Source organism: Bariatricus sp. HCP28S3_A7 (assembly GCF_052066375.1).
Classification (GTDB): domain Bacteria; phylum Bacillota; class Clostridia; order Lachnospirales; family Lachnospiraceae; genus Allocoprococcus.
On record NZ_JBQHSG010000001.1, the window covers coordinates 223,424 to 243,812 of the forward strand.

A 20,389-nucleotide genomic window follows, 5' to 3' on the forward strand; every position below is an offset into this window, starting at 1 on the left:
ATGTGGCATGAAAATTGCAGGATTGGATATCGGCACGACAGGCTGCAAATGTACGGTCTTTGATGAGGATGGGAAATATCTGGACAAGGCATATCGGGACTATCCGGTAAAGCGGACGGTTGGAGGGCATGAAATTGACATTTCTGCTGTGATGGACGGGGTCTATGCTTCCATTCGGGAGATGGCGGAAAAATACCCGGATATTGCGGGGATCGGTGTTACCAGTTTTGGAGAGACTTTTGTCTGTGTGGATGAGACGGGAGAACCGCTTCACCCGGCCATGCTTTATACGGATCCGAGGGGAAAGGAAGAGTGCCGGGATCTGGTTGAAAAGCTTGGAGAGCGGGAGATTGCGAATATTACCGGTCTCCGTCCGCATGAAATGTACAGCATTTCCAAAATTATGTGGATCAAGAAGAATCAGCCGGAGGTATATTCTTCTGCCCGTAAGATTTTTTTGATGGAAGATTATGTGGTCTATCATCTGACGGGAAATGCACAGATTGATTATTCCCTTGCCACCAGAACGATGGCATTTGATATCCGAAACCTCTGCTGGAGTCGAGAAATATTTGAGGCGGCAGGAATTGATATGGGACTGATGGCAAAGCCGGTATCGACCGGAACTGTTGCCGGGACGATCAGTCTGGCAGCAGTACAAAAGACGGGACTTTGCGGGGATACAAAAGTAGTTTCTGTGAGTCACGATCAGGTATCAGCAGCTGTAGGAGCAGGTGCTTTTGATGGCTCTGTAGCCGTGGATGGGGCCGGAACAGTAGAATGCCTTACTCCGGTGTATGATCAGATACCAGACATCGACGTGATGTATCAAGGATATTTTTCTGTAGTGCCTTACGTGATACCGGGAAAATATGTAGCATATGCATTTTCCTACACTGGGGGAGCCCTGATGCAGTGGTGTACGGAGACACTGGCAAAAAAAGAAATGCAGTTGGCGAAAGAACAGGGGATTTCTGTCAATGAGTATCTGGAACAGGCTTATGCGTCTCAGAAAGAAGAGATTCCAAGCGGGCTTCTGGTGCTGCCTCATTTTGCAGGCGCTGCAACCCCTTATATGGATACTGGTTCTAAAGGGGCTGTTTTGGGGCTTACAACGGCAACGACGACAGCTGATATTTATCGCGGTTGTATGGAAGGCGTTGTCTATGAAATGTATCTGAATATGCAAGCACTTCAGGGTTCAGGAATCCGGTTTGAAAAAATCCACGCCACCGGCGGTGGAGCCCATTCTGAAGAATGGATGCAGATGAAGGCAGATATGCTGAATGTGCCTATGGTTGCATTGAAAACTGTAGATGCAGGAACGGTAGGAAGTGCTATGCTTACTGGAATTGCGATAGGACTTTTTCACGATTTGCAGGATGCCGCGTTTCATATGGTGGAAGAAATTAAAACTTATGAACCAAGACCGGCAATGCATGAAAAGTATATGAGAATCTATGAAAAATATCAAAATGTATATCAGGCAGTCAGACCACTCATGTAGTGGTACAGTCTGTCCGGGAAAGGTGAAGAGAAAATGAATCCATATATAGGACATGACACACAGTTGTATGGAGTAGAAGAACATCGTCTTATAGGGGGAAAAGGTGACGGTATGCGTCTCTTTGAAGTGAATAATGGAAAGGGGCTTATGCTCACTATTTCGCCTGACAGATGCGGTGATATTACCAGATTGCGTTTTAAGGGAATCAATATGAGCTACCTGTCTCCTTGCGGATATGCAGCACCGGCTTATTATGACAGTATCGGAGTAAACTGGCTGAAGACCTTTACGGCTGGCTTTCTTACCACTTGCGGACTACAGGCAGTGGGCTCTCCATGCATGGATGAAGGAGAAGAACTTCCACTCCATGGTTCTATCGGTAATCAGCCCTGTGAGCAGGCCTACTGGACCGAAGACGAAGCCGGTCTTGTTATTCATACCGCAGTAAAAGATGAGACCATTTTTGGCAGAAAACTCCGGATGGAACGTAAAATTCAGGTTTCTACTAGGGAAAATTCCTTCGAGATCTGTGATACGATCTGCAATACAGGAGATAAAATAGAGCCTGTTGAGATTCTGTATCACATGAATATGGGATATCCATTGCTGGACGAAGACAGCATTGTGAAAATACCAGCGGCAGAGGTACTGCCAAGGGATGATCATGCCGCAGAGGACATAGAAAATTGGATGCATATGGAGAAACCGACAGTCGGATATCAGGAACGCTGTTATTATCATAAGTTTGCAGATGAGGCAGGAAGAGCTTCTATCTTTCAGCCGAAACTGGGAATAGGACTGAGTATTTCTTTTGACGCAACGGAACTGGACGGGTTTGTGGAATGGAAGATGATGGGAGTCAGAGATTATGTGCTTGGTCTGGAATGCGGCAACTGTTACCCGGACGGTCGCGATGTAATGAGAAAAGCCGGAATGTTGAAATTCCTGAGTCCTGGAGAAAAGAAAACATATAATGTAAAAATCACCATGATAGATTTATGTGAAAAATAAAAGTGATGAAAGATTGAAAAGCCATGTACAGGAATAAAAGTCCGTATATGGCTTTTTAGATGTCAAGGGTTTTGTTTCGTAGTTTTTCCCGATACTGTTTGGGAGTCATATGATAATACTGGTCGAAAACCTTATAGAAATGTGCCCGGTTGGAGAAATGCAGTTTCTCTGTAATTTGTGAGATACTCATTTGGGTACTGCATAACATGGTTTCAGCGGCAGCTATGGTAAAGGTCATACTGTATTTAAAAAGGCTTTTTCCTGTTGCTTTTTTCACTATTCTTCCGATGTATGAGCCATCATAATTAAGAATCTGTGCAAGCTCATGATTCGTAATCCGCCCGTTTCGTTCTTCCAGAATCTGGTCAATACGGGCCATAAGTAAGAAATCCATTCGTGCTCTGGTTGTGACATGTTCTACATGATAATAACGTGAATCGGATAAAATAAAAATGCAAATCCATACATTGTAAATGGTTTGATCAGCCAGTTGACAATCCATGTGACAAACAGACCTTTTGGGTTTTTACCGACGTTTTGTATACTCCGAAAATCTACTTTCAGCATCATGGGATAGATCATAACCCAGATTAGCACAGCCATTGGAATAGAAATTCTTGCATATTCAAATTTGTTTGAAAATGCAGGAAGTGCAGGGGCAAAATGTCCTAGAAGGACACCTACGATCATACAAAGGAACACCCACACTGTCAGGTAGCGTTGGAAAAAATTAATACCTGTATTTTTTTCTTCTTTTATCATGATTTTATACCTCCTCATCCAGCAATTGATTTTTCAGTGCAAGGACTTTTTATGAACGCATACAAAAGCGACTTTGGGTTTATGAGTCATATATGTGTTCCTCCTTTGATCGAATTATAGAAATTATTCTATTTGTTGTTTATATGAAAACCGATGCTGATTATTGCATTAAAAATAGCATCGGTCTCAATTGCAATCACAATTGCAATTACAATGACTGCTCTGATGGCATATACAGTCAGGTTTATCAGAAAAAACACGTCCAAGACTCTGATAAAATGAATCCAACTGTTCTTTGTTCAGCGAGTAGTAAGTATTTTTTCCATCTCTGCGATCAATTACGACATTTGCTTCGATTAAAACTCTCATATCATGAGATAAGGTGGGCTGGGTGATATGGAATGCTTCCAGAATTCGGCATGCACACAATTCACCACATGACAGCATATCAACAATTTTTAGACGTTTAGGATCTGAAATGGCTTTTAAAATCTTACCCAAATCTTTATAGCTCTGTTCCAAATTGTATTACCTCTTGTATATTTATAGAATTTCTTCTATATGTTATTATATGCCTTGATTAATAATGAGTCAATATCAAATTGAAGATATTCTATATTTGTATTGACAAATGGTTATATAAGTAATATTATTAATAATACATAGAAGATGTTCAATGTGTTGGCAAAAGGGAAAACATTATGGAGATAGATTATATACAGTATTCAAAAATATTTAAAGTTTTTTCTGATCCAAAGAGACTTAAGATTATTGATATGTTATCGAATGGAGAATTATGTGCGTGTAAAATACAGGAAGAATTTCACATTACACAGCCGACTTTATCACATGATATGAAACAGCTATGTGATGCTGGTGTTGTAAATTCCCGAAAAGAAGGAAAGTGGATGCATTATTCTTTGAATCTGGAAAAAATGAATGAAATTTATAAAGTGATAGGCAAATTAATGGTGCCGGATGAATTTCAGAAAATTGTAGATTGTGATTGTAATAAATAGATTATAACCGGCTTTATGCCGGTTAAAAAATACATAATAAATAGAAAAATTCGAATGCGTGAATGTGAGGAGAAAAAAGATGGAAGTTTTAAAATCGATAGGTCTGTTTATTCAGAATCAGATCTTAGGAATGAAATGGCTGAATGTGGTAATTCGGAATGGTTTATCTGCGATAGGAGTGGATGTTTCAACAAGGATAGGTGGCAGCATACTGTTTTTCATCTATGATATCATTAAGATTACTGTATTATTATGTTTTTTGATATTTATAATTTCTTATATCCAAAGTTATTTTCCACCGGAACGAAGCAGGAAAATTCTCGGGCAGTTTCATGGAATATGGGCAAATATGATTGCGGCTCTTCTCGGAACAGTTACACCATTTTGTTCCTGTTCTTCAATTCCGTTATTTATTGGTTTTACAAGTGCAGGACTTCCTTTGGGAGTTACTTTTTCATTTTTAATCTCCTCACCGATGGTCGATCTGGGAAGCCTCGTACTTCTTATGAGTATTTTTGGAGCAAAAGTTGCGGTTGCCTATGTGGTTGTGGGATTGATTATTGCTGTTCTTGGCGGTACATTAATTGAAAAAATGCACATGGAGAAATATGTGGAAGAATTTATTCGGAGTGCAAGTGGAGTAGATATTGAATTGCCTGATTTAACAATTACGGATCGTTTGATTTATGCAAAAGACCAGATGACAGGCACGTTCCGAAAAGTATTTCCGTACATTCTTATAGGTGTTGGAGTCGGTGCAATAATCCATAACTGGATACCGGAACATATCATTCAGACTGTTCTTGGTAATAACAATCCATTTGCAGTCATTCTGGCTGTTATAGTTGGAGTTCCAATGTATGCGGACATCTTTGGAACCATCCCGGTTGCGGAGGCATTACTGGCAAAAGGAGCTCAGCTTGGGACAATTCTCAGTTTTATGATGGCGGTTACGACACTGAGTCTGCCCTCAATTATTATGCTTAAAAAAGCGATAAAACCGAAATTATTAGGATTATTTGTTGGAATTTGTACGGGCGGCATTATTATTGTCGGATATTTGTTTAATATATTTCTGTAGGGACGTTTCTTTTGCCACGATGCTGGGGTCAAAAGCCCTGGCATCGAACGTCCTTTTTTTACTTTTTGTTGCTATTTATAAGTTTCTACCGTAGTTTTCGGTATATTTGGTGTCGATTGTAACTATACCCTTCCCATATTCTTATGCCAATAGAGGATTTTCTGCATAGTTCGAAGACCCTTTCACATAGTGAAAGAGTTTTCTAAAATTCAACGCTGCGATTTTACTTCCGAAGAAGAACTTTCCTCTTTGTTTTCCACGTGGAAGCTTTTCCAGATGATAGTTTCTTCGAAGAATTGAGGGAATCGTTTCTACTCCGTTTCGTATCCTGCGATACAGATTATATGTTTCACTAGACATTCTCTCCTCTAGTGCGAGGCGAATCAGGCTCTTTTTCTAGGTGTGTTTCCTGCCGGACACTTTATCACTTTTGTTTTTTCTTCGTCCATTTCAAATCCGGAAACATCTCGCCGATTCTTTTTGGCTGTCAATGCAGTAGGAAGTAGTTCGATGTTCTTTTATAAACTGTGAGTCTGAATGGATATTGGATTCATACTCATAGCTGGTTACAACAGAACCATTTTTCCCAACAGTTTCCTCTACGTTAGCCACATAGCCGCAATATTCTTTCCCTGCTTTCCTTCGGTATGTAGCCTCAGGATCAGTTGGATTTAACAGCATGGTTGAATTGCCGAGGTTGTCTTCCTTAGTAATCCAGCGACGTTTTCCCTGTTCGACAATGGACTGCTCTGAAAAACAGCGAATAAAAAGTTCATACTCAGAGACATCTTCGAATCCTGTTTTGGCGATTTCTTTATTATAGTTTTGGATGGCAGCTTTGTATAAATCAACTCCGTGAGTTTGTTCATAATCATAACATCTACGGCGAAAACTTTTGCCCAGGAATTTTCTAACGCTTTTTGCTCACGTGCAGTGAGGTTTAAAAAACTATCGAACAGAGGTTAAGATCGGAGACAATTGCATGATGGCTCCGAATGTGGCGATCTATACTGCCGGGCACCCAATCCATCCGGATACCAGAAATACGGCATACGAATACGGGATTGAGGTGAACATCGGAAATAATGTCTGGATCGGCGGAAATTCCGTGATTTGTCCGGGTGTCACAATCGGGGATAATGTCGTGATCGGAGCGGGAAGCGTGGTCACGAAAGACATTCCGGATTGGTCCGTTGCGGCCGGGAACCCGTGCAGAGTCATCCGAAAGATCACCGAAGCGGACAGAAAACTCTATTTCAAGGACAGAGAATTCGATGAGGAAGCCTGGGAGCAGGTCACCGGGCAGGAAAGATAATAAATTCAAATACGATTCGGCGTACTTGCTCCAAAGCGGCAATCTACTGATAATCCACTTTAACCAGGCATAGTCCGCAGGCCGGTGCCATAAATCCGGCTGCTTTGCGGCTGGCGGCATCCAGCACGTCGTTCATGTTTTCCGGCTGTCGCATTCCGAAACCCACTTCCAGAAGGGTTCCGGTCAGAATGCGGACCATGTTCTGGAGGAATCCGTCGCCGTGGTAAGTAAATATAATATAAGGTCCTTTCTGGACGATCTGAATAGAATCAACCGTGCGAACGGTTGATTTTTTAAATCTGGGATTTCCACAAAAGCTTTTGAAATTATGCTGACCGGTCAGATATGCGGCAGCCTTCTGCATGCTTCGAATATCCGGATTCCGGTCGAGTATATAGACATAGTTCCGGTCAAATACCGGCTTGGCAGGTCCGGCATAGCAGGTGTATTCATATGTTTTCCCGACAGCCATGTAGCGGCTGTGGAAGCGCGGTGATGCTTCATGGACTTCCAGTATACTGATGTCGGCGGGCAAATACTGATTCATGTATTTCCGAATCTGCGCAGTCGATAGATCCGTGTCCAATACAGCATTTGCGGTCATTTCTTTTGCGTGCACACCGGCATCGGTACGGCCTGCACCCGTTACTTCCACGGACGAGCCGGTCATTCTGGAAAGCACGGTTTCCAGCTTTCCCTGGATCGTTGCATCGGTATTGCCCTGACTCTGCCAGCCCGAATAGCGGGTCCCGTCGTAGGCTATGGTAAATTTATAATTCTGATTCATAAAAAATGTCTCCTATAACTTATTCTGAACAGACTAATTATACCAAAAAGAAGAATTTAGGAAAAGACTGTAAACCAAAGTTAATTGCAACAGTCTGGCGATAAGGAACGGAAGAAAGCTAAAATACGCAGTTCACAAATGGTATCAAAGCGTTTATAATCGTTTTGTATGATTACGAATGTGAGGTGCCCGAAATGGAAAAGAACTTGACAAACGGAAGCGTATTTAAAACGATCTTATCTTTTTCACTGCCCTTCCTGTTATCTTATTTTTTACAGACACTGTATGGAATGGCAGATTTATTTATCATAGGTCAATATAACGGTGTGGCCAGCACAACGGCGGTGTCCATCGGAAGCCAGGTCATGCATATGATCACAGTCATGATCGTAGGTCTTGCCATGGGCTCCACGGTCATGATCGGTAAAGCGGTCGGGGCCGGGAAGAGAGAGGAGGCGTCAATGGCGATCGGAAATACGATCACGCTCTTCATGGGAGTATCGGTGACACTCACCGTCATCCTGCTTCTTTTGGTCCGCTCGATTGTTGCGGTGATGTCCACGCCGGAAGAAGCGGTGCAGGGGACGATCCTCTATCTTACCATCTGCTTTATCGGGATCCCGTTCATCACAGCCTATAATATCATCAGTTCCATTTTCCGCGGGATGGGGGATTCCAGAAGCCCGATGTGCTTTGTGGCAGTCGCCTGTGTGGCAAATATCATTCTGGATTATCTGTTCATCGGTGGTCTGGAACTGGGACCGGCGGGAGCTGCACTTGGAACGACGATTTCCCAGACGATCAGTGTGATCGTATCCCTGTGTATCATTCGAAAGCGGCAGAGCGGTATTGTGATGAAGAAATCTTATTTTCGTCCGAAGAAACTGATCATGGAACAATTGCTTAAGATAGGAATTCCGGTTGCGCTGCAGGACGGTTTCATACAGATTTCTTTCATCATTATAACGATCATCGTGAATCAGCGAGGGTTAAATGATGCGGCTGCGGTGGGAATTGTGGAGAAGATCATTGGCTTTTTGTTCCTGGTTCCATCTTCCATGCTGTCAACCGTTTCGGCACTGGCGGCACAGAATATCGGTGCCGGAAAACATGACCGCGCGAAGAAGACATTGTGGTATGCCATCACGATGTGTGTTTCCTTTGGACTTGCCACAGTGGTTGTCATGCAGTTTGCCGCGGGATGGTTTGTAGGACTATTTGCAACAGATACCGAGGTAATCCGTCTCGGCAGCGAATATATGCACGGCTATGTGTGGGACTGCGTATTTGCCGGAATTCATTTCTGTTTCAGCGGATATTTCTGCGCATATGGACGTTCATCCTTTTCGTTCCTGCACAATTCGATCTCGATCGTATGTGCCCGGGTTCCGCTTGCCTATCTGGCATCCAGGTATTTCCCGAATACGTTGCTCCCGATGGGGCTGGCAACAGCGACCGGATCCCTGGTGTCGGTTGTGATCTGTGTTGTGGTGTACCTGTGGATGCAAAGAAATGAAAATCTTACATAGCCAAATCGTTCTGAAAACTGATATAATGGATTTAATGAACCGTATGTTAAAAAACAATAATCATAAAGGAGGAAATACAAAATGAAAGTGTTATTGATCAATGGAAGCCCGCGCAAAGAAGGAAATACATTTATCGCATTAAACGAGATGAAACATGTGTTTGAGCAGGAGGGCATCGAAGCGGAGATCGTGCAGGTCGGAAATCAGGCCATCCGCGGCTGTGCAGCTTGCGGCGGATGTTCCAAATTAGGAAAATGTGTATTTGATGACTGTGTTAACGAAATTGCACCGAAGTTTGCAGAGTGTGACGGACTTGTGATCGGAAGCCCTGTTTATTATGCGTCTGCCAACGGAACCCTGATCTCGTTCCTGGATCGTCTGTTCTACAGCACTCCGTTCGACAAGACCATGAAAGTAGGAGCCAGTGTCGTGGCAGCCAGAAGAGGAGGGCTCTCCTCCACATTTGATGAGCTGAATAAGTATTTCACGATCAGCGGAATGCCGGTAGCATCCGGTCAGTACTGGAACAGCATTCACGGACGCCTGCCGGGAGAAGCAGCAGGAGATGCAGAAGGACTCCAGAGCATGAGGACACTGGCACGCAACATGAGCTTCCTTATGAAATCTATTGCACTCGGAAAAGAAAAGTATGGTCTGCCGGAGAAAGAAGCAAAGCAGGCTACGAATTTTATTCGTTAGTTACATGAAATTTAAGTTATAAAAAATCTATAAACTCTGTTGACAAACAATAATTAAGTGCTATAATAATTCAAAAATAAATAGTTTAAAAATAAAATATATTACTTCGAAAAAGAAGTAATATATTTTTGGAAACGATCTAAGCACTCAACGCAAAAGAGTGCTAACAAAAAGGAAGGCAGGTTATTTTTTATGAGATTAAAACCATTAGGAAACAGAGTTGTTTTGAAACATCAGGAAGCAGAAGAGAAGACACAATCTGGAATCATCCTGCCAGACAGTGCCAAGGAAAAACCACAGACAGCAGTTGTCATTGCAGTCGGCCCCGGGACAGACGGAAAAGAGATGCAGGTCAAGGAAGGAGACAGAGTCATCTGTACCCAGTATGCGGGAACCGAGATCAAGGTGGACGACGAAGAATATGTGATCGTATCACAGAATGATATCATTGCAATCGTTGAATAAGAAAAGAATAAAATCAGATTGAATTTGAGAAAGTAAGAAAGAAGGAATAAATCATGGCAAAGGATATTACATATGACATTGATGCGAGAAAGAAAATGGAGACAGGTGTCAATAAACTGGCAGACACCGTAAAAGTAACACTTGGACCAAAAGGAAGGAATGTGGTTCTGGATCAGTCCTACGGTACACCACTGATTACGAATGACGGTGTTACTATTGCGAAGGAGATTGAACTGGAAGATCGTTATGAGAACATGGGAGCACAGCTGGTCAAAGAAGTTGCTACCAAGACGAACGATATCGCAGGAGACGGAACTACGACCGCAACAGTTCTCGCTCAGGCTTTGGTGAATCAGGGAATGAAAAATATCGCAGCAGGAGCTAACCCGATCATCCTTAGAAAAGGAATGAAGAAAGCTTCCGACGTGGCTGTCTCTGTTCTGGAAGAAATGAGCCGCCCGGTAACCGGCAAAGAACACATTGCAAAAGTTGCCGCCATTTCCGCAGGAAATGAAGAAGTCGGTGAAATGATTGCAGATGCAATGGAAAAAGTCGGTGAGAACGGTGTGATCACCATCGAAGAATCCAAAACAATGCAGACGGACATCGATGTAGTAGAAGGCATGCAGTTTGATAACGGATACCTTTCCGGATATATGTGTGACGACAAGGAAAAGATGGTCTGCAATATGGAAAATCCTTACATCCTGATGACAGACCGTAAGATTTCCAATATTCAGGATATCCTTCCGATTCTTGAAAATATTATGAGAGAAGGAAGAGAGCTCTTGATTCTTGCAGAAGATGTAGAAGGAGAAGCCCTTACGACATTGATCGTAAACCGTCTCAGAGGAACACTTAAAGTGGTTGCTGTGAAAGCTCCTGGTTATGGTGATAACCGGAAAGAAATGCTGCAGGATATCGCGGCGCTTACCGGCGGACAGGTTATCATGGAAGACATCGGAATCCAGCTTAAGGACGCAACAATGGATATGTTAGGCCGTGCAAAATCTGTAAAGGTAACAAAAGAAAATACAACGATCGTAGACGGCGCCGGAAATAAAACAGATGTAGAAGCTAGAATCGAAAATCTGAAGAGACGGATGGCAGAGACTACATCCGATTTCGATAAAGAGAAACTGATGGATCGTATCGCAAAAATGGGCGGCGGTGTTGCAGTGATCCGTGTCGGAGCGGCAACAGAAACCGAGATGAAAGAAGCAAAATATCGTATGGAAGATGCCATGAATGCCACAAGGGCAGCGGTAGCAGAAGGAGTTATTTTCGGAGGCGGTTCCGCATACATTCATGCACAGAAGAAAGTGGATGAATTTGCGGCAACACTGACCGGTGATGAGAAGACCGGAGCAGAAATCATTGCAAAAGCTCTGGAAGCGCCACTCTATGCGATCGTTGACAATGCCGGACTGGAAGGTGCAGTTGTGATCAACAAAGTGAAAGAAAGTGAAGTAGGAATCGGATTCGATGCGGTTCACGAAACCTATGTAGATATGATGGAAGCAGGAATCATTGATCCTGTCAAAGTAACCAAGAATGCACTTGCCAATGCGGTTAGTGTAGCAGCAACCCTTCTTACAACAGAAGCAGCAGTAGCAGACATTAAGGAACCGGCTCCGGCAGCACAGCCGTCACCGGATATGTACTAATTACATATGTACGAATTGCATATGATATATCCCTCTCTAAAACAAGATACCCGTCCCGTTTAAGGGGCGGGTGTTTTGTTGTAAAAAGGTTTCAAAGTGTTTCCGTAATTAGAAATTGCTTAATGCAAAAACTGGTGGTAAACTGAATATATAGGAAACGTCATAAAGCAAAAGACGTCCGGCAGATCCTCCCGGAGATGCCGCGTGAAAGGAGATGAGAACTATGTCTGATATGATGGAATACAAATGCCCGGCCTGCGGCGGTGCCATGGAATTCGACAGTAAGTCGCAGAAGATGAAGTGCCCCTACTGCGATACCGAAATCGCGGTGGAAGAATTTCAGAAAATGCAGGAAAACAAACAGCAGACAGCTTCAGATGGGGTATATAGCGAGAATCAAAGTGGAAGTCAGGACAAAGTAGACTGGCAGGCGGCCAACGACAATCAGTGGGCAGAAGGTGAGACCGATGGAATGCGGGTCTATGTATGTGAGTCCTGCGGCGGTGAGATCATTGCAGAAGAGACAACGGGAGCGACCACCTGTCCGTATTGCGGGAACCGGGTTGTCATGAAGGGACAATTTTCCGGTGATCAGAAGCCGGATTATGTCATTCCGTTTAAGAAAGATAAGAAAGCTGCAAAGGCGGCATATTACAGCCATCTGAAAGGCAAGCCGTTCCTTCCGAAGGTATTTAAGGATGAGAACCATATTGATGAGATCAAGGGCGTATACGTTCCGTTCTGGCTGTTTGATGCTGATACCAAGTCCCATTTTATGTATGATGCGAGAAATCTCCGTGTCTGGGAGAACGGCGACACCGAATATACGGAACATGAACATTATTTGGTAGAGCGCGGCGGCTCGGTCCGGTTCGAACGGATTCCGGCGGACGGTTCCGAGAAAATGGATGATACACTGATGGAATCCATTGAGCCATTTGATTTCTCCGAGGCGGTACCATTTACCCCGGCATATCTGGCGGGATTTGTGGCAGACCGCTACGATGTGGATATGGAAGAATGTTTGGAGCGTGCGAAAGAACGAATCACGAGCAGTGCGGAAACTGTTTTTGGAAATACTGTAACCGGATATCAGATGATTACGACGACAGGAAGCAATGTCAATATTTACAATGCAAAATATTTATATGCATTGTATCCGGTATGGATCCTTAATACAACATGGGAAGGAAAGAAATACACCTTCGCTATGAACGGACAGACCGGCAAGATGGTGGGTGATCTCCCGATGGATAAAAAAGCCTACTGGCGTTATGTGGCAACCCGAAGTGTGATCTTCGGAGTGATCATCAGTGTTTTGATGTGGATTTTCATGCTGTGATGGGAGGGGTGGACAAATGAAGAAACGATTTTTGGCAGTTATAATTACGATTCTTTTGGCAATGTCTGCGGTTCTTCCGGCATCAGCCGAGGGAGCGTATCTGAAGGAGGCACCGCTTGTGGCGGATCATGCTGACCTTTTAGATGACGATGAAGAGAGCAAATTAACAGAATTACTGGAAGAGATCAGCGAACGGCAGAGGTGTGATGTGGTCGTAGTCACGACGGATACATTGGAAGGCAAGAGTGCCATGGAGTATGCGGATGACTACTATGACTATAACGGATACGGATATGGCGAGGACCGTGACGGAATCCTGCTTCTCGTCAGCATGGAAGATCGTGACTACTGGATCAGTACCTGCGGCTTTGGAATTACAGCATTTACCGACGCGGGGATCGAATACATATCCGATGAATTTGTGCCGTATCTAAGTGATGGCGATTATGAGACAGCGTTTATAGAATATGCGTCACTCTGCGATAAATTTCTGACCCAGGCCTATGAAGAAGAGCCTTATGACGTGGGAAATATGCCGCGCAGATCCATGCCGATCTTCTGGATTTTCGGATCGTTTGTTGTCGGATTCATCATTGCACTTATCATGGCAAGTGCGAAAAAATCAGCACTTAAGACGGTGCGCAGAAAACCGGAGGCCAGAGACTATGAGGTTCCGGGCAGCTTTTCACTGTCCCTGCAGAAAGACCGGCTTGTCAACCGGTTTGTGACGACTCGAAAAATTGAACGGCAAAGCAGCAGTTCCGGCGGAAGCAGCACCCACACCAGCTCTTCCGGTTCAACACACGGCGGTGGCGGCGGCAAATTCTGATATTTCATAACAATTCCATAACAAATTGCGTATGAACATTCAGAGCTTTTGGACGAATAGGAGTAAAGTAAAACCGGAGGGAACGTATCTGTTCTCTCCGGTGAACTATTGTAAACGATATTGTATTTAGAAGACTCCGGTAATGAAAATCTCAAGTCCGATGAAAATCAGGATGACACCGCCAAGAATGGTTGCTTTCCCGGAAAGCTTCGTTCCGGCACCTTTCCCGATTACCAGCCCTCCCATACAAATGATAAAAGTAACAACTGCGATGATGAATGCACAAATCGCAGCAGAAAGAAGATCATAATCCGCAATCGTGAATCCAACGGAAAGTGCGTCGATAGAAGTTGCAATTCCCTGAATCATCAGCGCGGCAAATCCCACACCCGGTTTCTCGCAAGGTTCTTCTTTACTGGTAAGTCCCTCATGCAGCATCGATCCCCCGATATATCCAAGAAGGATGAGTGCGATCCACGGGATGAATTTCTCAAAAGACTGAAAATATTCCACGATCGTATGAACACAAATCCATCCAATCATCGGCATAACTGCCTGAAAAATCGCGAAAACCCCGGCAATCCGGCACATTTTTCTGGGTTTCATACAAGGTTCGTTCAATCCATTGGCAAGAGAGACAGAAAATGCATCCATGGCAAGTCCGACTCCCAGCAGAATACTGTTAAAAAAGAATACAAATCCAAGCATCATACATGATTCCTCCGTAATATAATGACTGCGCATTGGTAATAATAAAATGTGAAAATGTTAATTAAAAAATGAATAAAAACGGTCATAAAAAAACCAGATACGGTGAAAACCATACCTGGTGTCAGGACAAAAAAACAGACTCCATGTATAGCTTCACAGTTACACATGAGTCTCGCAATTTAAAACAAGCCAGGCCAGACGGCCAGTATGTTGACTTGCTACACAAAGGATTTGCGCTCGCTACTCCCTCACAACAGTTGTGATTTTATCATGTGGTGAAAAGATTGTCAATCGGTATTGAGAAAAAATGTCATTTTATAAAAAAGAGACCTATCTTGAAGAATTATGGCATTTAAAAGGGGAACAATGATATCGTGTAAATAGCATGTAACAAGTACCCGATATATAATGATTATGAAACATTCTGTTATTGAACAATTCATCCTTCATAAACTCTATAATGTATCAAATTAATAAAGGAACATATAAAGACGTGTATGTTACAAGATTATCAAAATGTTAAAATATACACAATAATGACAAAATAATAACATAAAAAAATATATAATACACAAAAAAGATATTTATTTTTCCTTAAATTGTGGTATCATAGTGTACAACGCTGTTGAATTACATAACAGCAATCGGAAAGGAGATTAGAATAGATATGAGATTAGATGGAAAAGTAGCAATCGTAACTGCAGCGACAAGAGGTATCGGACTGGCATGTGCACAGCGTCTGGCGCGCGAGGGCGCAGTCGTTTATATCGGCGCAAGAAATATGGAGAGGGCTGCTGAGCGTGCGGACGAGCTGAACAAGGAAGGCTGCAATGTTAAGACTGTTTATAATGATGCTTCCAAGAAGGAAACATATGCATCCATGGTGGAGGAAGTGATCAAGAATGAGGGCAAGATCGATATTCTGGTAAATAACTTCGGAACATCCAATCCGAAGAAGGATCTTGACATTAAGTCTACTGAATATGACGAGTATATTCGTACAATCGATATGAATCTTGCAAGTGTGTTCCTCAGTGCACAGGCAGTGATCCCACATATGGCAGCAAATGGCGGCGGAAGTATCATCAATATTTCTTCTGTAGGTGGCATCCGCCCGGATATTTCCCAGATTGCATACGGAACCAGCAAAGCAGCAATCAACTATCTGACCAAGCTGATTGCAACACAGTGTGCAAGAGACAATATCCGCTGCAACGCAGTGCTTCCGGGAATGACGGCAACCGAAGCTGTATCCGGAAATCTGACACCGGAATTCCAGGAATTTTTCCTGAAGCATACACCGATCCGCAGAATGGGTAAACCGGAAGAAATTGCAGGAACGGTACTGTATTTCGCAAGTGACGATGCAGCATACACAACGGGACAGATCGTGGATGTATCCGGAGGTTTCGGCATGCCGACACCGGTATTTGGCGACATGATTGAAATGAAGAACAGACGGTAGAATATGTAGTCGTATACAAATCGGTTAATTCATTGCAACTTAAATAAGTATAATCAGGCTGTGATACTTTGATGATTTTGATTCAATCAAGGTATTGCAGTCTTTTTTTGTGTGGTGAGTTTGAGGCCATTTGTTAACCATTTAATAGCATTTGGAGCCAGCTTAGCTCCATTTCCTCGATTCCAAAGCTCTGAATTTGAAAAAAGTATCGTGGCAGTTGATAAAAAATCGCAAAGTATCGTAAGCCTCCATTGTTTCTCATAGCATTTTCCAATAAAATGATATTAAACAAACCGGACTAAAGGAGGGAAAATATATTGAACACCTTACAGTTTGCCGATAATCTGACCAGGCTTCGGCGGGAGAATTTGCATCCAGACCATTTGAAGATGTGATAAAGGAGAGTGAAGAACTGGTACGGAAATACTATTCCTGTTATTCTTTTTTATATCAGATCTGCCTTTTGTGGCTGAACCATTTTATGCTGGCCGGTGATGAAAAGCGGGGTCAGGAGATTTTGAAAAAAGCGGATCAGTTGTGCGGTCATATACTGGATGACTGCAAAGACATACGAATCTGTAATGAAACGGTCATGATTCGTGCCGTCATTCGGCTGATGCAGGGAAGGGTAAATGAAGTGATCGAGCAGTTGGAAGAATTGGATCAGACACAGCGGATGGAAAGGACGGCGGATTCTTTGCTGATACAGGCTTATCAGATGGCCGGAGAGAAAGAGAAGGCGATCCGGCGTACACAGGTCAGTATGTTCACTCATCTTATGTTACTGATTGACGGGGCGACGTTATATCTGGATATTCAGAAAGAAGAGATGGAGCTTTGCAGTGAGATCATACGAAGAACGGATGAAATCTGCAAACTCTTTGATGTAGAACGTCTGGTTCCGAACTCTGCCGCACTCTTTCATCTGGAGGCCGCTATGGTGTATACCATGCATCATCATACGGAAGAAGCGCTGGAAAGAGTCAGACTGTATGGAACGGTCATCGACTGGATGTTGAAAGAAGAGAACCTGGAGCGGCACGGAGATGATTATTTTGACACCATTTCTAAATGGTATGACAGCTTCGATCTGGGAGGAAGAGCGCCCAGAGATAAGAAAACGATCCGCGACAGCGCAGTTCAGGGGCTTATGCATCCTGTGTTTGACGAAATCAGGGAACAGGAAATTTTCCGAAATACTATCCGAATATTGAAAGAAGAATAACATCCAAACAAGGAAGGAGAACCATTATGAATAATCTAAATGAAATGCTACCGTTTCTTATACCGCTTGTGATTGTCCAGTTCGGACTTCTGGGCTACACCATTTACCATATTCTTACACACAAGAACTATAAAAGAGGAAATCGGGCGATCTGGCTTGTCGTAACCATTATCGGAATGGAATTTATCGGTCCGGTGCTGTATTTCCTTCTGGGAAAAGAGGAGAGTTAGATGGATACACTGACAGTTTCGCACGTGAAAAAATCATTTGGTAGCCAGGAGATCATTCGCGATCTGAGTTTCCGGGTCCCGGAGCATTCGGTGTTCGGGTTTATCGGCGAGAATGGGGCCGGTAAAACGACGACTATGAAAATGATTCTGGGTCTGCTGCGGATGGACGGCGGGGAAATTCTGGTGGAGGGAGAGGCGGTGTGCTACGGGCAGACACGAACCAACCGGTATGTCGGCTATCTGCCGGATGTCCCGGAATATTATGGATTTATGACTCCGCGAGAATATTTGAGGCTCTGCGCTGAAGTGTCCGGGATCACCCGGAAAGAAGCGGACAAAAGAGCGGATGAGCTGCTGGAGATGGTCGGACTGACGAAAGCTGATAAAAGGATACACGGATTTTCAAGAGGGATGAAGCAAAGGCTTGGGATTGCACAGGCACTGCTTGGAAAACCGAAGCTCTTGATCTGCGATGAGCCGACCTCTGCTCTGGACCCACTGGGGCGCAAGGAAATACTGGACATCCTGTCTGCCGTCAGGGAGAGCACGACTGTTTTGTTTTCCACGCATATCTTGTCTGATGTGGAGCGGATCTGCGATCAGATTGCGCTGCTTCATCATGGAGAAATTGCGCTCCAGGGAACCATGGACGACATTCATGCGATGCACAAAGGCGTCGGTTTCGAGATTGAATTTCACAGGAAAGAGGATCTGGAAGCATTATTTATGGAGGTGATCGGGAAATGAGCGCATTTACAGCATTTATAAAGAAAGAATTTCTCGGACTATTCCGGAGCGGGAAAGCGGTTATTCTTCTGCTGATCTCGGTTTTGTTCGGAATCATGAATCCGGCCATCGCCAAACTGACACCCTGGATGATGGAAAGTATGGCAGATAGTATGGCGGAAACCGGGCTTGTAGTGACCGCGGTGGAAGTGGATGCTATGACTTCATGGACACAATTTTACAAAAATGCACCCATGGCGCTGATCGTATTTCTCCTGATGTTTGCAGGAATCCTCACGTCTGAATATCAGAGCGGAACGCTGATCGGCATGGTGACAAAAGGAATTTCCAGATGGAAAATACTCGCCGCAAAAAAATCATGGTTCTCATAGTCTGGACAGTTTTCTTTTGGCTGATGTACGGGATCACATTTGGATATAACCAGTATTTCTGGGATCAAAGCAAGATCGAACATCCGCTGTTTGCTGCAGGTTGCTTCTATATTTTAGGTGTGTGGCTGGTAAGCCTAATCTTCCTCAGTTCCGTACTTGCCCGGACAAACACGGCTGTACTGGGAATGACAGGTGGCGTTTTCCTCATTTCCTATCTTCTGGGAATGTATCACGGCATCAGCAAATATCTTCCCACCGAACTTCTCGGGGTTACGAATGTTTTAACGAAATCTGCAGAAATCAAAGATTACCAGGCATCACTCATTGTGATTACGTTTCTGATCCTGATTCAGACCATCGCAGCAGTGACCGGATTCAATAAAAAAGCACTGTAAAATGCTGGAAAGTCTAAAGAATTTGGTCATAATATTAAAAAACCCTAAAGTCCATTGACATTCGCATTTTAAATTTTATAATTAATTTCAGCGTTTATAATGGAGGATGCGAAAGAAGAGGTGGAATATGCGGGATTGGTTAAAAAAGGCGGGGCAGTTGCTGGTGAATATTCTGATTTCACCGATTACATTAGTACTTTCATTGATTATGGGGATCAACCTATTAAAGAACGAAATAAAGAAACGGAAAGACAGGGCATAGCATGAAAATGTTGTGCCTTTTATCTTGAAAAAAATTTAAGCTTTTGGCATTGCGAATACAACAGTTTACAAAAAACTGCTTTCTTTGTATAATAAAACCAACAGAAAAAGAGCAAAGGGCGCTCCTCGTGGCAAAAGGAACGTCCTTAAGGAGCGATAAATGATAGATAAAAAAGAATTTTTGGAAACATATAATCTGTCCGAGAAGGAGTTCCGGGAAGCGCAGATTTCATGGGAAGAGCTGACTGCGATCTACGAGGATTATCAGGGAATCGAGGGACATTTGCGCGATATCGGCAAAGATTTTGTGGACGATTATTTATATGATATTGAAAAAGCGGGAATCCATTCATACCGATACCGTACCAAGGAGCCGGGGCATCTTCTGGAGAAGATCATCCGGAAACGGAGAGAAAACATGGGGAAATTCTCCCGCCTGGACCGGACGAACTACCACAAGTTTATTACGGATTTGATTGGGATTCGGGTGTTTTTCCTGTACCGGGAAGATTGGGTGTATTTCCACAATTATTTGACCAGTGTGTTTGAAAATAAACCGGAGCAGTATGTTGAAAATCGAATTGAGGATTTTGATGACGACATCAATCATTATTATATCGCGGAACGCCCGAAAGTCTATAAGCGTTCCGGAGACACAAAGATTTATGACCGGAATCTGATCGAGATCCGGGCAGACGGGATTTACCGTTCACTCCACTATATTGTGAAATATAAAGGCTATTATGTAGAAATTCAGGGAAGAACGCTCTTCGAGGAAGGCTGGAGCGAGATCGACCATGACATTGTCTATCCTTATTATAAAGACGATGAGATGCTGACCGACTTCTCGAAACTTCTGAACCGGCTGTCGGGCATGGCGGATGAGATGAGTTCCTATTTCCGGCGCATGAAAGAGGAGCGGGAGGAGAAGGAATAGAAATGGGAATGGGAATGGGAGGGATAGGTGTGAA

Annotated in this window: 24 protein-coding genes and 2 pseudogenes; 19 read left to right on the plus strand and 7 right to left on the minus strand. The window is 43.5% G+C overall.

Translation table 11 applies throughout. The features are described 5' to 3' along the window. The first annotated feature begins 7 nt into the window (after positions 1-7). Both ACTNA4_RS01100 and ACTNA4_RS01105 read left to right on the plus strand, forming a co-directional pair. Positions 8-1,507, plus strand: a complete 1,500-nt coding sequence (locus ACTNA4_RS01100) for an FGGY-family carbohydrate kinase (RefSeq protein WP_441028182.1) — start codon at positions 8-10, stop codon at positions 1,505-1,507. 33 nt (positions 1,508-1,540) lie between these two features. Beyond that, positions 1,541-2,518, plus strand: a complete 978-nt coding sequence (locus ACTNA4_RS01105) for an aldose 1-epimerase family protein (protein WP_427819246.1) — start codon at positions 1,541-1,543, stop codon at positions 2,516-2,518. A 55-nt stretch (positions 2,519-2,573) separates the two neighbouring features. Here the strand turns inward: ACTNA4_RS01105 and ACTNA4_RS01110 are convergent, their stop codons facing one another. The 3 genes from ACTNA4_RS01110 to ACTNA4_RS01120 form a co-directional block, all read right to left on the minus strand. After that, the gene (locus ACTNA4_RS01110) at positions 2,574-2,912 is read right to left on the minus strand and encodes a helix-turn-helix domain-containing protein (RefSeq protein ID WP_441028184.1); all 339 of its coding nucleotides are present in this window, start codon (positions 2,910-2,912) and stop codon (positions 2,574-2,576) included. A gap of 23 nt (positions 2,913-2,935) precedes the next feature. Beyond that, positions 2,936-3,280: an arsenic resistance protein gene (locus ACTNA4_RS01115; RefSeq protein ID WP_427806340.1), complete on the minus strand. Its 345-nt coding sequence runs from the start codon at positions 3,278-3,280 to the stop codon at positions 2,936-2,938. Positions 3,281-3,466: 186 nt separating this feature from the next. Next, complete coding sequence (locus ACTNA4_RS01120) at positions 3,467-3,802, minus strand: ArsR/SmtB family transcription factor (RefSeq protein WP_427819252.1); 336 nt, start codon at positions 3,800-3,802, stop codon at positions 3,467-3,469. Between the two features lie 179 nt (positions 3,803-3,981). On the opposite strand from ACTNA4_RS01120, the gene ACTNA4_RS01125 reads away from it, so the two are divergent. Together ACTNA4_RS01125 and ACTNA4_RS01130 are read left to right on the plus strand one after the other, a co-directional pair. Continuing rightward, positions 3,982-4,299 (plus strand): ArsR/SmtB family transcription factor, encoded by a 318-nt coding sequence (locus ACTNA4_RS01125; protein WP_427806338.1) that lies wholly within the window; start codon positions 3,982-3,984, stop codon positions 4,297-4,299. A 79-nt stretch (positions 4,300-4,378) separates the two neighbouring features. Further along, on the plus strand, positions 4,379-5,380 hold the full coding sequence (locus ACTNA4_RS01130) for a permease (RefSeq protein WP_427806337.1): 1,002 nt from the start codon (positions 4,379-4,381) through the stop codon (positions 5,378-5,380). Between the two features lie 141 nt (positions 5,381-5,521). On the opposite strand, the gene ACTNA4_RS01135 is transcribed toward ACTNA4_RS01130, so the two are convergent. After that, positions 5,522-5,740 carry a hypothetical protein gene (locus ACTNA4_RS01135; RefSeq protein WP_441028187.1) on the minus strand — a complete coding sequence of 73 codons (219 nt, stop codon included), beginning with the start codon at positions 5,738-5,740 and terminating at the stop codon, positions 5,522-5,524. Positions 5,741-5,830: 90 nt separating this feature from the next. After that, positions 5,831-6,061 (minus strand): hypothetical protein, encoded by a 231-nt coding sequence (locus tag ACTNA4_RS01140; protein ID WP_441028189.1) that lies wholly within the window; start codon positions 6,059-6,061, stop codon positions 5,831-5,833. 277 nt (positions 6,062-6,338) lie between these two features. Between ACTNA4_RS01140 and ACTNA4_RS01145 the strand changes: the two are divergent. Next, positions 6,339-6,695 (plus strand): annotated as a pseudogene (locus ACTNA4_RS01145) (DapH/DapD/GlmU-related protein); the annotation flags it as partial. Positions 6,696-6,738: 43 nt separating this feature from the next. On the opposite strand, the gene truA reads toward ACTNA4_RS01145, so the two are convergent. After that, positions 6,739-7,482 carry a tRNA pseudouridine(38-40) synthase TruA gene (gene truA / locus ACTNA4_RS01150; RefSeq protein WP_441028191.1) on the minus strand — a complete coding sequence of 248 codons (744 nt, stop codon included), beginning with the start codon at positions 7,480-7,482 and terminating at the stop codon, positions 6,739-6,741. Between the two features lie 194 nt (positions 7,483-7,676). On the opposite strand from truA, the gene ACTNA4_RS01155 reads away from it, so the two are divergent. The 6 genes from ACTNA4_RS01155 to ACTNA4_RS01180 all read left to right on the plus strand — a co-directional run bounded on the left by ACTNA4_RS01155 (position 7,677) and on the right by ACTNA4_RS01180 (position 14,013). Then, positions 7,677-9,011: an MATE family efflux transporter gene (locus ACTNA4_RS01155; RefSeq protein ID WP_441028193.1), complete on the plus strand. Its 1,335-nt coding sequence runs from the start codon at positions 7,677-7,679 to the stop codon at positions 9,009-9,011. Between the two features lie 81 nt (positions 9,012-9,092). Beyond that, a complete protein-coding gene (locus tag ACTNA4_RS01160) occupies positions 9,093-9,710 on the plus strand; it encodes a flavodoxin family protein (protein WP_427807108.1) in 618 nt (205 codons plus the stop codon). Positions 9,711-9,902: 192 nt separating this feature from the next. Further along, positions 9,903-10,175, plus strand: a complete 273-nt coding sequence (locus ACTNA4_RS01165; protein WP_427807107.1) for a co-chaperone GroES — start codon at positions 9,903-9,905, stop codon at positions 10,173-10,175. Positions 10,176-10,228: 53 nt separating this feature from the next. After that, positions 10,229-11,842, plus strand: a complete 1,614-nt coding sequence (gene groL / locus ACTNA4_RS01170) for a chaperonin GroEL (protein ID WP_427807106.1) — start codon at positions 10,229-10,231, stop codon at positions 11,840-11,842. Positions 11,843-12,065: 223 nt separating this feature from the next. Beyond that, entirely contained in the window at positions 12,066-13,184 is a 1,119-nt protein-coding gene (locus ACTNA4_RS01175; protein ID WP_441017351.1) for a hypothetical protein, read from the plus strand. A 16-nt stretch (positions 13,185-13,200) separates the two neighbouring features. Further along, on the plus strand, positions 13,201-14,013 hold the full coding sequence (locus ACTNA4_RS01180) for a TPM domain-containing protein (RefSeq protein ID WP_441028195.1): 813 nt from the start codon (positions 13,201-13,203) through the stop codon (positions 14,011-14,013). A gap of 126 nt (positions 14,014-14,139) precedes the next feature. Here the strand turns inward: ACTNA4_RS01180 and ACTNA4_RS01185 are convergent, their stop codons facing one another. Beyond that, entirely contained in the window at positions 14,140-14,724 is a 585-nt protein-coding gene (locus tag ACTNA4_RS01185; protein WP_427807102.1) for a manganese efflux pump MntP family protein, read from the minus strand. A gap of 667 nt (positions 14,725-15,391) precedes the next feature. On the opposite strand from ACTNA4_RS01185, the gene hdhA reads away from it, so the two are divergent. From hdhA to ACTNA4_RS01225, 8 genes and pseudogenes are all read left to right on the plus strand, one after another. Next, positions 15,392-16,189 (plus strand): 7alpha-hydroxysteroid dehydrogenase, encoded by a 798-nt coding sequence (gene hdhA, locus ACTNA4_RS01190; RefSeq protein ID WP_427807101.1) that lies wholly within the window; start codon positions 15,392-15,394, stop codon positions 16,187-16,189. A gap of 391 nt (positions 16,190-16,580) precedes the next feature. Then, complete coding sequence (locus tag ACTNA4_RS01195) at positions 16,581-17,414, plus strand: helix-turn-helix domain-containing protein (protein ID WP_441028197.1); 834 nt, start codon at positions 16,581-16,583, stop codon at positions 17,412-17,414. A 26-nt stretch (positions 17,415-17,440) separates the two neighbouring features. Then, the gene (locus tag ACTNA4_RS01200) at positions 17,441-17,644 is read left to right on the plus strand and encodes a PLDc N-terminal domain-containing protein (RefSeq protein WP_441017345.1); all 204 of its coding nucleotides are present in this window, start codon (positions 17,441-17,443) and stop codon (positions 17,642-17,644) included. Further along, positions 17,645-18,358, plus strand: a pseudogene (locus ACTNA4_RS01205) (ABC transporter ATP-binding protein); the annotation flags it as partial. Between the two features lie 29 nt (positions 18,359-18,387). Next, positions 18,388-18,762 carry an ABC transporter permease subunit gene (locus ACTNA4_RS01210; RefSeq protein WP_441028199.1) on the plus strand — a complete coding sequence of 125 codons (375 nt, stop codon included), beginning with the start codon at positions 18,388-18,390 and terminating at the stop codon, positions 18,760-18,762. After that, positions 18,723-19,157, plus strand: coding sequence for a hypothetical protein (locus tag ACTNA4_RS01215; RefSeq protein WP_441028201.1), 435 nt, complete (start codon positions 18,723-18,725; stop codon positions 19,155-19,157). Before ACTNA4_RS01210 ends, ACTNA4_RS01215 begins: the two co-directional genes overlap by 40 nt. A gap of 127 nt (positions 19,158-19,284) precedes the next feature. Continuing rightward, positions 19,285-19,419, plus strand: a complete 135-nt coding sequence (locus tag ACTNA4_RS01220; protein WP_427819268.1) for a hypothetical protein — start codon at positions 19,285-19,287, stop codon at positions 19,417-19,419. Positions 19,420-19,578: 159 nt separating this feature from the next. Further along, entirely contained in the window at positions 19,579-20,355 is a 777-nt protein-coding gene (locus tag ACTNA4_RS01225) for a GTP pyrophosphokinase (protein WP_441017339.1), read from the plus strand. The last annotated feature ends 34 nt before the right edge of the window (positions 20,356-20,389 follow it).